Origin of the sequence: Micromonospora sp. NPDC048170, assembly GCF_040652795.1 — a bacterium.
Classification (GTDB): domain Bacteria; phylum Actinomycetota; class Actinomycetes; order Mycobacteriales; family Micromonosporaceae; genus Micromonospora.
Genome location: NZ_JBEZMR010000010.1, coordinates 183,367 through 196,860 on the forward strand (window position 1 = coordinate 183,367; position 13,494 = coordinate 196,860).

The window sequence follows — 13,494 nt, forward strand, 5'->3', positions numbered from 1 at the left end:
GGTAGGTCGGCGCAGGTCGCAGGGGTGTCCAGACCCGCCTGAGCCGCGGCAAACCGGTGGGCCTGGGTAGCGTTCGACGGTCCTCACGCGGCAGCATGGCCACGTGTCCCATCCCTCTCCCCTGGCCGCCGTGCAGCACCGGGCCCTCGCCCTGCGCGCCGCGGGCGATCTCACCTCCGCCCGTCGACTGCTCACCGACGCCGTCGGCTCCGCCCGGCCGCCGTATGGCAAGGACCACCCGGATGTGCTGAGCACCGCGCACCTGCTGGCCCGCCTGCACCGGGAGGCGGACGACCCGGGTGCCGCCCGTCGGGTGCTGGAGGAGGCGTTCGCCGCCGGCGAGCGATCCTGGCCGCCCTCCGATCCACTGATGTTGGCGCTCTCCTTCGAGTTGGCCGCGGTGGCGGACGAGTTGGGCAACCGGCACGAGGCCCGCCGCAACTACACCCGCGTCGCCACCCTCGGGCCCGCCGTGCTCGGCGTCGACCATCCGGCGGTACGCACGGCCCGGCAGTATCTCGGCGACGCCGCTCCCGCTCCTGCGCCCGCTCCGCCCGTCGCGCGGCCCGACATGTCGGCGCTCTCCGAGCCGACGATGTCGCTGGCGGTGCTCTCCACCGCCTGGCGTCCGCACGAGCCGGCCGCGGTCGGTCCCCCGCAGCCACCGGCCGCGCAGCCGACGCCGCCGCACGTCGCCGGTGGCCCCCCGACGCCTCCACACACCCCGCCGATCCCGCCGCCTCCGCCCGTTTCGGGTGTACGCGGCGTGGGGCGAGCTGCTCCCGTTGCTCCGACGCCGCACGCTGCGGCGTCGGAGTACCCGCCCCGCCCGGCGGGCCACGCGCCGCAGGTGCCGCCCGCGCCGCCGCAGCCGTACCCGGCGCCGCCGCAGGCCGCCCAGGTTCCACCTCCGCCGGTGGTTCCCGCCCCGCCCCGCCAGGCGTGGGCGCCGCCGGCTCCACCCCATGTGCCGGCACCGCCCCAGGCCACCCAGACGCCGGCAGCACACGTCACGGGGCGGGGGCAGGCCACCCCGTACGCCGCTCCGCCGCAGCGGATCCCACCACCACCGACGATCCCGCCGCCGCCGATCGTGCCCCCGCCCCCGGGGACCGGCCGGGCCACCGTACCCCCGGCTCCGGTCGTGCCGCCGGTCCCGACTCAGCCGACACATGCTCCGGCGGTGCCCGTCCCGCCGCCCCCGGTCGTGCCTTCGGCGTCCACCGCCGCCCCGCCGTACCCCCAGGTGCCGCCAGCACCCGTGCCGCCGCCCCCGGTCGTCCCGTCGCAGCGTCCCGGGCAGGCGTCGCCGCAGTCCCCCTGGGCGCCCGCACCCGGTCCGGCCCAGCCGCCCGCGACGCCGGGTCCGTCCACGCCGGCACCGCAGAGCCCGCTGCGTCCCGCCCCGCCGGCAACCGCGGGAGTGGCTTCGGTCGCCCCGGCCCCGGCCCCGGCCCCGGCCCCGGCCCCGGCCCCGAGGACGATCCCGCCACCGCCGGCCCCGCCTGCGACGACGGCCCCGGTGTCGGCTCCGCCTGCCGTCGCGGCGGCTACCGCACCGCCCGTGTCACCCGCGCCACCGGCCCCGCGACAGGTGGCCGCAGCCGCCGCTCCCGTCGCCGCGCCGGAGCCGGTCGCCGCACCCACATCCGGCACGCCGAAGGCCCCCGAGCCAGCCGTCGAGGCCCCGCGCCCGTCCGGGCCCACCGTCGATGCCCCGCGCGGCGATGAGTCGACCGGCGACGCCGCCGCCGGACAACGGCCGGCGCAGTCGGAGGCACCGGCGAAGCCGGCACCCGGGTGGGCCAAGCCGACCATCATGGTCAAGCAGATCGAGCCGCTGCTCGCCGAGGAGATCGCCCGCGCGGCCGGTACTCCCGTCGGACCGGATGCGCCGGCCAACCCCGGGCGGTCGTCTGAGGCGCCACCGCCCGCCCTCTCGCCGGCGGCGGCGCACGCCGCCGTCGCGCCGGTCAGCGCGCCCCCGGTCAGCGCACCTCCCGCGCCCCCGGTCAGCGCCCGCCCCGACCAGCGGGCGAGTACCCCGCCCCCCGTCAGTACACCGCCGGCGAACCCGAGGAGCGCGCCGCCGGCAAACCCGACGAGCCCGCCGCCCATCAGCGCGCCGCCGGTGCCACCGGTCAGCGCACCGCCCGCGCACTGGACGAACCCGCCGGTCAGCGCGCCGCCGGCAAACCCGAGAAGCGCGCCGCCGACGCCACCGGTCAGCGCACCACCCGCGCACTGGACGAGCAGCCCGCCCGTCAGCGCACCGCCGCGGGGCGTCAGTTCTCCGCCGGCACCCTCGCTGTCGCCGATCCCGCCCCCACCATCGATCCCGCCCCCGCCGTCGGTGATGGCCCCGCCGGTCAGCGCGCCGCCCGGTCATCCGCAGCAGTTCGGCGCGGCACCGCAGCCGGTGAGCGCGCCCCCCGTGGTCCCGCCGGTGAGCGCGCCACCGTGGAGCATGTCCGCGCCGCCGTGGAGCAGTACGGCACCTCCGCAGGCGTTGACCGGCCCCACGGCCGACGACGCTGCCGCCGCTGACGTCGAGGACGAGCTGGAACGGGCGGAACGGGAACGGGAAGAGCTGGGCCAGGCGCATCTGGACCCGGTGGAACCCGAGCGGGAGAAGGTGGACGACCTTCCGCCGGCGTACCTCGACATCGACGAGACGTTCCCGATGAAGGCGCAGCCCCAGCGGGCCGGGGCATCTGCCGGCCGCCCTGCCCCGCAGCAGGTGCCGCCCATCCCGCCGCCTCCTGCGTACCCGATGATGGCGGAGCCCGAGGAGGGCGGCCGGAACCGGACGGCGATCATCGTCGCGGTCGTGGTCGCGGTCCTGGCCGTCGCGGCGATGGTCGGCGTGGGCGTGCTGGTGCTCAGCCGGGACGCGGCCCCGCCGGCGGGGCCCGCCTCACCGGCGGCTGCGACGGCCGCCGGCCCCCCGCCGGGCGGGCTGACGTTGAAGGACGACTCGGCGACGATCACCCTGAACTGGACGGACCCGGCGGGCGGCGGGGTGCCGTTCATGGTGGCCGGCGGCCGGGTCGGGCGGGCGCTGGGTGTGATGGCCACGGTGGACCCCGGCCAGACCAGTTACACGGTCAACGGGCTGAACTCGCGGGTGGACTACTGCTTCACGGTGCTGGCGGTCTACTCGACGGACTCGTTCGCCACGTCCGGTCAGGTCTGCACGCAGCGGGAGGGCGACACGCCGTCGAGCTGACCCGCCACGGCGGCGTGGCACGCACGCTCGGTGTCCACAGCGGGACGGTGCGGGTTCCCCCGCCTCCGACCGGGCCATATGATGGCACCCGGCTCAGGGGAGGGTCGCCGGACATGGCGTGCCACCTGCCAGGGACGACACGGGAGGCAGCCGGTAGTGGCCACCATCGATGACGCCGGGCCCGCCGGCACGGGCCCTGCGCATCCCCGGCCCCGCCGGATGCGCGGCGGGGTCGTCACCATCGCGACGGTGGCCGCGCTGCTGGCCGCCATGGGGCTCACCATCCACGGGCTGGGCGCGGCGGACAACGCGGTGGCGAGCCACGACGCGAGTTCCTGGCTGTGGAGCGCCGCGCGCAGCGAGATGGCCCGCGTCAACGGAATCACCGCCCGGGTCGACACCCGGGTCGGGATTCCGGCCGCCCGCCGGCATCCGATGCAGGTCACCCAGACCGACCGGCTGCTGATCCTGCGGGACCTGAACACCGGTCAGGTCAGCTCGCTGGACCTGGCCACCCTCCAGATCACCGCGACGACCCGGACGACGCCGGGGCTGGGCGTCAGCGTCGCCCTGCACAAGGACGCGGCGTTCGTCGTCGACGCCGTGCAGGGAGTCGTCCGGCAGCTCGACCCGCGGTCGCTGACCCCGGTCGGCGAGCCGTTGCGCTACCCGCCGGGCATCACCGGCGGCGCCTTCGACGGCGAGGGGCGGCTCTGGATCGCGGTGCCCAGCGAGGGCACCGTCTCGGCGGTCACCGCCGCCACGCTGCCCTCCGCGCCCGCGTCGGCGGCCCCCGCCGGGGCCGGCCTCAGCCCGAAGAAGGTCGAGACGTACGACGTCGCGGATGCCAGCCACGAGTTGGTCGTCTCCACCCTGGACGACGGCGTCGCGGTGCTCGACCGTACCGCCGGGGCGCTGGTCACCGTGCAGCGCGGCGAGGTCCGGACCACGTCGTTGACGATGACCGCGCCGGGTGCGCTGCCGGCGCGGACCAGCGGTCCGGACGTGCCCGTGACGGTGCCCGGCGAGCGGCGGGTGCACGTGGTCGACGACAGTGGCGCGGTGCGGGCGTTCACGGTGCCGGGCTCGGGCGACCAGCTGAGCCCGGCCGTGGCGTGGGCCGGGCGGTACTACTGCGCGGACGAGGCGTCCGGCACGGTCTACGCCTTCGACTCCGGCGGCCAGCTCGTCGACACCGTCCGGGGCCGGGGCACCGGGCCGCTGGAGCTGGAGGTGCGGGAGAACCACCTGTTCATCAACGCCCCCGAATCGGCGACCGCCCGGGTGGTGGACGACCGGCACCAGGTCCGCGAGGTCGACAAGTACGCCAACGACGTGCTCGGTGGCGACCCGCCGCCGGCTCCCCCGCCGCCGCCACCGCCGAAGAAGCCGAAGGTGGGCAAGCCGGGCGCGCCGCGCAGTGTCACCGCCGCCGCCGGCAACGCGCAGGCCCGGGTGAGCTGGCGGCCGGCCCCGGCCAACGGCGCGGAGATCGTCCGGTACGTGGTGCAGGGCGCCGGCCAGCGGGTGCAGGTGGGCGCCAACCAGCGGGCCGTGGAGATCCAGGGCCTGACCAACGGCGAGACGTACCGGTTCTCGGTGCACGCCGTCAACGCGAAGGGCGACGGTCCCGCGCGTACCAGCAACCCGGTGACGCCGACGGCTGCGGTGCCGGACCCGCCGGCCGGCGTCACCGCCCAGGAGCGCCCGGACGGCACGGTGCTGGTGAAGTGGCCGGCGGCGAACGGGCAGGGCAACACGATCGCGAAGTACGTGGTCACGGCCACGTCGGCAGGCACCAACGCGCCGGCCGGCGAGTCCCGCAGGACCGAGCTGGTGGTGCCGGCGGGTGAGCTGGAGTACGGCACGCAGTACGCGTTCACGGTGGTCGCGGTCAACGACAGGGGCGCCGGCTCGGCGGCCTCGCCGGTGAGCAACACCGTCGTGCCGTACGCGGCGCCGGAGCGCCCGGCCGGACTACGGGCGAGCACCGTGGCCGATCGGCCGGGCACCGTCGCGGTGCAGTGGTCCCCGGCGGCGGCGAACGGCCGGCCGGTGACGAAGTACCTCGTGGACGTGGGTGGGCGCAGCAGCGAGGTGACCGACACCCGCGCCACGGTGGAGGGGCTGGGCGACGGGCAGAACGTCACCGTGAAGGTGAAGGCGGTCAACGAGGCCGGTGCCGGTCCGGAGGCCACCACCACGGCGCGCACGGTGGCCGAGCCCCGCGTCACCGTGACCGGTTCCTCGGCGGGTGCCACGTCGGCGACGGTGACGTTCACCGTGGACGCCGGTGGTGGCAAGGCGACCTGCTCGCTGAGCACGGGCGGTGAGCCGGCGAAGCCGGGGAACTGCTCCAGCATCACGATGACGGGCCTGGCGCCGGGCAAGGCGTACACGTTCACCGTGACCGCGAGCAACGCCGCCGGCAAGGGCACCGCCACCCGCGCCCAGACCACCGCCGCCCTCTACGGGATCGCGACCTGCAACAACGGCCCCGACGACGATCAGCGGACGTACTGCGACAAGGAGATCGACGGCCGCAACGGTAACGAGATCTTCTCGGTGCCCCGGCAGGACAACGACCGGCAGGTCGGCTGGGCGAAGCCGGGCACCCGGTTGAAGGCACACTGCAAGAAGTCGGGCGAGCACGTCGACTCCTGGATCTACAACAACCAGAAGCAGAGCAGCCTGTGGGTGCAGGTCGACTACAAGGGGAAGAACTACATCCCCTGGGCCTGGCTCAACCTGGAGGGCGGCGACAACATCAACGTCCTGCCCACCTGCTGACCCGCCCAGGCAAGGAGCACCACCGCGTGAACACCCAGGAACCGCTCGCCCAGCAGGAGGTGCAGGGCTTCGCCGCCCTCGCCGCCCGGCTGGCCGAGAACGTCAACGCGGTGGTGCTGGGCAAGCCGCAGGTGGTCCGGCTGGCGTTGACCGCGCTCTTCGCCCAGGGGCACGTGCTGCTGGAGGACGTGCCGGGGGTCGGTAAGACCACCCTGGCCCGGGCCGTCGCGGCCACCGTGAAGGGGCAGTGGCGGCGCATCCAGTTCACTCCCGACCTGCTCCCCTCGGACGTGTCCGGGGTGACGATCTTCAACCAGGCCACCCGGGGCTTCGAGTTCCACCCGGGGCCGGTGTTCGCCAACATCGTCATCGCCGACGAGATCAACCGGGCGTCGCCGAAGACCCAGTCGGCGCTGCTGGAGGTGATGGAGGAGCGCACCGTCACCGTCGACGGGGTCCGGCACCCGGTGCCGCAGCCGTTCCTGGTGGTGGCCACCCAGAACCCGGTGGAGATGGACGGCACGTACCGGCTGCCCGAGGCGCAACTCGACCGGTTCCTGGTGAAGCTCTCCGTCGGCTACCCGGACGAGGCGGTCGAGGTGGAGGTGCTGCGCGGGGCCACGGTCCGCTCCCCCGAGGCGCTGACGGCGGTCACCGACACGGCCACCGTCGGGGAGATGGTCCGGATGGCCCGCCGGGTGCACATCGCCGAGCCGCTCTACGCGTACGCGGTACGGCTGGCCGCGGCGACCCGTAACCATCCGCAGGTGCGGGTCGGAGTCAGTCCCCGGGGCGTGATCGCGCTGACGAGGGCGGCCTGCGCGTACGCGTTGATCGACGGGCGGGGCTGGATCATGCCGGAGGACCTGAAGACCCTGACCGAGCCGGTCTTCGCGCACCGGCTGCTGCTCACCCCGGACGCGCAGGTGCGCGGGGTGACCGCCGCCGAGGTGCTGCGTCAGGCGGTCGCCTCGGTGCCGGTGCCCCTGCCCTCGGGCCAGTCGGCCCCGGTCCAGGGCTGACCGGCGACGCCGGTGTCCGCGCTCACCGCCCGGTGTGTCGGGCTGATCGTCGCCGCCGTCGTGCTGCTCGGTGTCGGCTTCCGCTTCGCGTACCCCGAGTTGACGCTGCTCGGGGCGGCGGCCGGGATCGCCGTCGGCTACGCCGTGCTGACCGCGGCCTGGCGGCCCCGCCTGGAGGTGACCCGCAGCGCCGACCCGGACCGGGTGGCGCGGGGAGAGCCGGCCGCGATGACCCTGACGGTGCGCAACGCCGGGCGGCTGCGGGCGGCGAGCCTGGTGGCCGAGGACCGGTGCGGGGACCGGGCGGTCCCGGTGCCGCTGCTGCGGCTGCGCCCGGGGCGGGACACGACGGTCCGCTACGACGTGCCGACCTCCCGCCGCGGGGTGGTGCCGGTGGGGCCGCTGCGGGTGACGCGGCGCGACCCGCTGGGCCTGGTGGCGTTGGCCCGCCCGTACGGGGGCACGGTGCCGGTCTGGGTGCACCCGCGCGTCCACCCGCTGAACGCGGTGCCCACCGGCGCGGGGCGCAGCCTCGACGGCCGGGTGGACAAGGTGCCGCACGGGTCGATCACGTTCGACTCGCTGCGGGAGTACGTGGTCGGTGACGAGCTGCGCCGGGTGCACTGGCGTACCAGCGCCCGGGTGGGCGAGCTGATGGTGCGGGAGAACGTCGACACCAGCCTGCCCCGGATCGTGGTGCTGCTGGACAACCGGGCGGTCGCGCACCCGGAGTGCCTCGACGGGGTGGCCGAGTCGTTCGAGTCGGCGTGTGAGGCCGCCGCCTCGGTGCTGGTCGCCGCGTACCGCGAGGGACTGCCGGTGGTGCTGTTGCTGGTCGCCCCGGAGCCGGACGGCACGGCGGCGGGTGGCGACGCGGCGGGGCACGGGCCGCTGGACCGGCTCGCGGCGGTGGGGCTCGCCGACGAGGGCGATCTTCAGTCCGCCACCACCCGGCTGCGGCGGGAGCGGCTCGGCGACACGCTGGTCTTCGTCACCGGGCCGGGTGGCCGGCACGACCTGGGGGTGGTGGGCGCGCTGCGTGCCGCGTACCCCTCGGTGGTGGTGGGGGTCTTCGGGGCGGCGGAGCCGACGCCTGCGGGGGCGGCCGGCCTGGTCGTGATCGACGCCGTGGACGGTGCCGCGTTCGCCGCCGAGTGGGACGGGGTGGGCAGGTGGTGAGGGCGACCGGCGGGGTCCGGGACGGCACGACGGAACGGCCCGCCGACAGCGGCGGCGGTCCGGCCGGGGGCGGCAACGGCGGCGGGGGCGCCGGGATGGGCCGGATCCTGCTGCGGGTGCTGCGGGCGGTCCCGGTGCCGCTGGCGCTGATCGCGATGATCGGCCTGGCGGGCGCGGTGCTCGGCCGGGTGTACGCCGGTCCGCTGCTGACCCGGCTGGTCCTCGGGGCGGCGGTGGGCTCGGTGCTGGTCGGCGTGGCCGCCCGCCGGCTGCCTTCGTGGCTGGTCGCGCCGGTCTCGGTGCTCGCGATGACCGGCTGGACGGCCTGGTCGCTGCGGCTCACCGCGACCCGGGCCGAGCTGCCCGGCGGCCTGGCCGAGGTGACCGTGGACGCCGCCGCGAACGGCATTCCCCGGCTGTTGACGGCGATGATCCCGGTGGAGCCGACACCCGACACGGTGCTGGTGCCGGTGGTCGCCGCGTGGCTGGCCGGTCTCGCCGGGGCGGAGGTGGCGCTGCGGGCGGGCCGGGTGCTGCTCGGCTTCCTGCCGCCCGTGCTGCTCTACGCCGCCGCGCTCTACGTGGTCGGCCCGAACGCCGATCCCGCGATCGGGCCGACGCTGGCCTTCGTGGCCGTGGCGGTGCTCGGCCTGGCGGTGCCGGCGGGCGGCGCGGCCACCGCCGGCGTCGACCCGGCCGCCGGGCTGGCGCCGGCGGTCCGCGCGGCCGTCCAGGCCCGGCTCGCCGCCGCCTCCGCCGCCGGTCTCGCGGTGGTGGTCGGGCTGGTCGCGCTGCTCGGTCCGCTGCTCGCCGGCCAGGTCGACGGGCGGCCGGTGGACCCCCGCCGGTACGTCGAGCCGCCGCAGGTGGAGACGCTGGACGAGAATCCGCTCATCCGGATCTCCGGCTGGGCACTGAACCCGGGGCAGCAACTGCTCGACGTGCGTACCGAGCGGTCGGCCCAGTCCGGGCCCACCCCCGGCCGGGAGGCCGAGCCCGGTTCGGGCCCCGAGGCCGGGCCGGACGCCGCCCGCCGCCCGGTGCCGATCCGGCTGGCCGTGCTCAGCGACTACGACGGGGTGACCTGGCGGGTCGGCGCGACGTACCGCAACGCGGGGCGGATCCTGCCCACGACGGCGCCGGCCCCGGACAGCACCGTGGAGACGGTACGGCAGGAGATCACCGTCGCGGGGTTGAGCGGGCGGCTGCTGCCCGCCGTCGCCACGCCGCGCGAGGTCACCGGTGCCCGGGTGGCGTACGACCCGACGACCGGGACGCTGATCCGGCCGGAGGGTCTGGCTCCGGGGCTGCGTTACACGGTGAACTCGGCCGTGGAGGTGCCGGACTTCAACCTGCTCAGCACGGCGGACGTGCCGGCCGGCGAGGACGTGGCCCGGGTGCTGCGGGTCGCCGACGGGGTGCCCGATCCGCTGCGCCGGCTCGCCGCCCAGCTCGCCGAGTCCAACGGCGCCCCGTACGCGCGGGCCGCCGCCGTGGAGCAGTTCCTCGCCGAGCACTACCGACTCGTCGCGGACGCGCCGAGCGGGCACGCGTACCCGAACCTGAACTTCTTCCTCTTCGGGCCGCGCAACGGGGGCGGCCAGCGGGGCACCTCGGAGCAGTTCGCGGCGGCGTTCGCCGTGCTGGGCCGGTTGACGGGGCTGCCGACCCGGGTGGTGGTGGGCTTCCGCGCCGCCGACGACGGTCCGGTCCGGGCCGGCGACGCGTACGCCTGGCCGGAGGTGCTCTTCGAGGGGCTCGGCTGGGTGCCGTTCGACCCGCTTCCCCGGCCCGACGAGGAGCCGCGCCCGGTGGAGGAGGACTTCCGCCCGACGCCGGAGGATCCGCCCCCGTCGGAGGTGCCGGAGCCGACGGCCGAGCCGACCGTGTCGCCGGAGCCGGTGGCCGCGCCGGGCGACCCGACCGGCTCCGGGTGGCCACCGGCGGTGCTGCTGGTCGGGGGCGGGGCGGGCGGCATCCTGCTGCTGGTCGTGGCCGCGCTGTCCACGCTGCTGATGCTGCGCCGGGCGCGGACCCGGGCACGGCTGGAGCGGGGTGACCCCGGCCAGCGGATCGTCGGCGCCTGGCGGGAGGTGACCGACGCGCTGCGACTGGCCGGCCGCCCGGTCGGCGGGGACCAGTCCGCCTCCGAGGTCGCCGCCCACGCCCGCCGGGTCTTCGCCGACGCCCGCGGCGGGTCGCCCGGGCCCCCGACCGACCCGGCTGCCACCGCCGGCTCCACCCCGGTGGGCACCGCCGCGCGGGACGTCGTGGCAGGCGCCGGGGACCTCGACGCGCGGCTGGCGGAACTGGCCGGTCTGCTCAACCAGATGGCCTTCGCCCCGGGTACGGCCACCGCCGAGCAGGCGGCCCGGGCCGTCAGGACCGCCGACGACTACGTCACGGCGTTGCGCGCCGCCCGCCCGTGGTGGCGTCGCGTGCTGTGGTCCGTCCGTCCCGGTCCCCTCCGCTGGCACCGCTGAGGACCGCCCCCGGCAGGGGCTGTCTCCCCCGAACCCGCTAGCGGAACTTCGAGATGTATCGGCGTTGCCAGGGGGTCTCCACGGCGTGCGGGGCGTAGTGCCGCCGGACATAGGCGACGGCCTGGTCGTTGGGTACCCCGTCGATCACCGCGAGGCAGGCGAGGGCGGTGCCGGTACGTCCCTTTCCACCACCGCAGGCGATCTCGACGCGTTCGTCCTCGGCGCGAGCCCATGCTTCGCGGAACATGTCGGCGGCTGCGGCGCGGTCGGTCGGTAGCCAGAAGTCGGGCCAGCGAAGCCACCTGTGCTCCCACGCCACCGGGGTCGGCTGGCGGCCGAGGAGGTAGAGCGCGAACGTGGGTTGCGCGCCCTGCGGTAGCGGGCGGCTGAGTGCCCGGCCGCGGATGAGCCGGCCCGAGGGCAACGGCAGTACACCCGTTGTCGTGGAATCCCATGCAGCGGTCATCGGTCGTCAGGGCCGCCGCGCCCCTCGCGGATGCGGGTGGCCCTCCCCCTTTCGTTCGGGTGCAGGTCGGACGTCGGCTGAAGGTCCTCGAAGGTCGGACGCCGCGGCGCGGGGGCAGACCGTCCAGTTGCGATCGGTGCTGCGGCGCGGGTTTCACGACAGGCTACTGGCAGAGGTGCCACTCGACTGGTACGTCACCGCCGGGGTCGCGGCGACACCGGCTCGGCCACACCGTTCCGAGGCTGGCCAGCGCTCCGGTCAGGAGCGAATCGGGGCCGCGGCTGACGAGGCGGTGGCGTGGTCACCCGGCCCGTCCGCGGGCGGGGCCGGTCGGCAGCCGAGGTAGGCGTCCAGCGCGGCGGCGCCGGTGAGCATGGCGCGGCTGCGGGCAGCGAGGCGGGCCTGCCAGTCGCGCAGCATCGACTCCACCGGTGCGACCCCTCCGGCGGAGCGGACCTGGGCGATCAGCGGGGCGATCTGCTCCAGCCGGTAGCCGCCCCGCCTGAGCTGGTGGACGAGCAGGGCGTCGCGCACGTCGGCCGCCCGGTAGACGCGGTAGTCGGTGTGCGGGTCGCGGCGAGGTTGGACCAGGCCGGCGCGTTCCCATTTGCGCAGGGTGGCGGGGCGGATGTCGAGCCTTCTCGCCAGGGGGCCGACGAACGTGTCGCCGCGTTCCCTCGGCACGGGATCGAGGTCGCGAAGCGCGGCTTCGACGGCCTGGAGGGTGCGGCGGTCGTCGAGCAGTTGGGCGTGGCTCTCGTCGACGAGCCGAAGCGCGTCCTCGGTGGCCCCCCGGTTGACCGCCTGCATGATCGACGTGGCCGCCTGGTGGCCGTGTCCGGGTATGAGGGCGAGGAACGCACGCAGCGCCTGCGCGTGCAGCGGCGTGTAGGTGCGGTAGCCATGCGCGGTGCGCTCGGCGCCCGGCAGGATGCCGGCCGCCTCGTAGTTCCTGATCGCCTGCGTGGACAGGCCGTGCGCACGCGCCAGGTCAACCGGCCTGAGCCGCTCACCGTCTTGAGGGTTTCGCTTCAATGGTCTGCCAATATCGCGGAGAAGTTTCAACCGTTGGTTCAACGATACCGTTGAGGGTATGAATCCTGCCGTCAGAGACGCCGCCCATGTCGTCGACGCTGCCAGCGTCATGGGGTTGCTCGCGACCAGGCCGCGGCTGCTCGCCCTGGGTGAGCCCACCCACGGCGAGGAGGTGTTGCTCGACCTGCGTAACGATCTCTTCCGGCAGCTCGTCGAGCAGGAGCACTACCGGACGATCACGATCGAGAGCGACTGCATGATGGGCCTGGTCGTGGACGACTACGTCACGTCGGGCACGGGCACCCTCGACGAGGTCATGGAGCGCGGCTTCAGCCACGGGTGGGGCGCGTACGCGGCCAACCGCGAGCTGGTGCGCTGGATGCGCGCGTACAACGACGGCCGGCCCGCGTCCGAGCCGCTGCGCTTCGCCGGTTTCGACGGCCCGCTGGAGATCACCGGCGCCGCGAGCCCCCGGCAGTCCCTCACCGCGCTCCACGCCTGTCTCACCGCCTGGGTCGACGCCGACCTGCTGCCCTGCGCCGCGGACACGCTCGACCGCCTGCTCGGCGCCGACGACCGGTGGACCGATCCCGCCGCGATGATGGACCCGTCCCGGTCCGTCGGGCAGACACCCGAGGCCAAACAGCTGCGGCTGCTCGCCGACGACCTGGCAGCCCTGCTCTACGCGCAGGCGCCACACCTGCTCGCGGCGTCCTCGCGGGACGACTGGGACCGGGCACGCATGTACGGGCGCACCGCCACCGGCCTGCTGCGCTACCACTTCTGGATGGCCGACACCTCACCGAGCCGCATGGCACGGCTGCTCGGCGTGCGGGATTCGATGATGGCCGCCAACCTGCTCGCCATCGCGGAGCGGGGGCCGGCGCTGGCGAACGCCCACAACGGCCACCTCCAGCGGAACAAGAGCCGGATGCGGATGGGTGGCCTGCCGGTGGAATGGTGGAGCGCCGGGGCGATCGTCAGCGCCCGGCTGGGAGAGGGATACGCCTTCCTGGCCACGGCCCTCGGCACGATCCGCCATCAGGGTGTGGAGGCCCCGCCCCCGGACACCGTCGAAGGGCTCCTGTACGCGCTCCCGGAGGACCGGTACGTCGTCGACGCCCGCCGACTGGCCGCTGTCGTCGACGACGTGACGCCCGCTCCCCGCGTGTCCCCCTGGTTCGGCTACTCCCCGCTGGACCCGGCCCACGTGGCCGGCCATGACGGGATCGTGTTCGTCAGGGACGCCCGGCCGAGCTAGCGCCGCGACCGCCCGGATCGGCCGGGTTC

8 protein-coding genes are annotated in these 13,494 nt (G+C 75.6%); 6 read left to right on the plus strand and 2 right to left on the minus strand.

All coding sequences use genetic code 11. The features are described from left to right. Positions 1-103: 103 nt before the first annotated feature. The 5 genes from AB0D32_RS16385 to AB0D32_RS16405 all read left to right on the plus strand — a co-directional run bounded on the left by AB0D32_RS16385 (position 104) and on the right by AB0D32_RS16405 (position 10,703). Positions 104-3,229 carry a tetratricopeptide repeat protein gene (locus AB0D32_RS16385; protein WP_357090335.1) on the plus strand — a complete coding sequence of 1,042 codons (3,126 nt, stop codon included), beginning with the start codon at positions 104-106 and terminating at the stop codon, positions 3,227-3,229. 219 nt (positions 3,230-3,448) lie between these two features. Continuing rightward, complete coding sequence (locus tag AB0D32_RS16390; protein WP_357090385.1) at positions 3,449-6,019, plus strand: fibronectin type III domain-containing protein; 2,571 nt, start codon at positions 3,449-3,451, stop codon at positions 6,017-6,019. 26 nt (positions 6,020-6,045) lie between these two features. Then, a complete protein-coding gene (locus AB0D32_RS16395) occupies positions 6,046-7,041 on the plus strand; it encodes a MoxR family ATPase (RefSeq protein ID WP_357090337.1) in 996 nt (331 codons plus the stop codon). Positions 7,042-7,053: 12 nt separating this feature from the next. Beyond that, positions 7,054-8,220, plus strand: coding sequence for a DUF58 domain-containing protein (locus AB0D32_RS16400; RefSeq protein WP_357090339.1), 1,167 nt, complete (start codon positions 7,054-7,056; stop codon positions 8,218-8,220). Between the two features lie 95 nt (positions 8,221-8,315). Continuing rightward, positions 8,316-10,703 (plus strand): transglutaminaseTgpA domain-containing protein, encoded by a 2,388-nt coding sequence (locus AB0D32_RS16405; protein WP_357090387.1) that lies wholly within the window; start codon positions 8,316-8,318, stop codon positions 10,701-10,703. Positions 10,704-10,740: 37 nt separating this feature from the next. On the opposite strand, the gene AB0D32_RS16410 is transcribed toward AB0D32_RS16405, so the two are convergent. Both AB0D32_RS16410 and AB0D32_RS16415 read right to left on the minus strand, forming a co-directional pair. Then, complete coding sequence (locus tag AB0D32_RS16410) at positions 10,741-11,169, minus strand: protein-tyrosine phosphatase family protein (RefSeq protein ID WP_357090341.1); 429 nt, start codon at positions 11,167-11,169, stop codon at positions 10,741-10,743. A gap of 258 nt (positions 11,170-11,427) precedes the next feature. Further along, on the minus strand, positions 11,428-12,204 hold the full coding sequence (locus AB0D32_RS16415; RefSeq protein ID WP_357090343.1) for a TioE family transcriptional regulator: 777 nt from the start codon (positions 12,202-12,204) through the stop codon (positions 11,428-11,430). Positions 12,205-12,262: 58 nt separating this feature from the next. On the opposite strand from AB0D32_RS16415, the gene AB0D32_RS16420 reads away from it, so the two are divergent. Continuing rightward, positions 12,263-13,465 (plus strand): erythromycin esterase family protein, encoded by a 1,203-nt coding sequence (locus AB0D32_RS16420; RefSeq protein WP_357090345.1) that lies wholly within the window; start codon positions 12,263-12,265, stop codon positions 13,463-13,465. Positions 13,466-13,494: the final 29 nt, after the last annotated feature.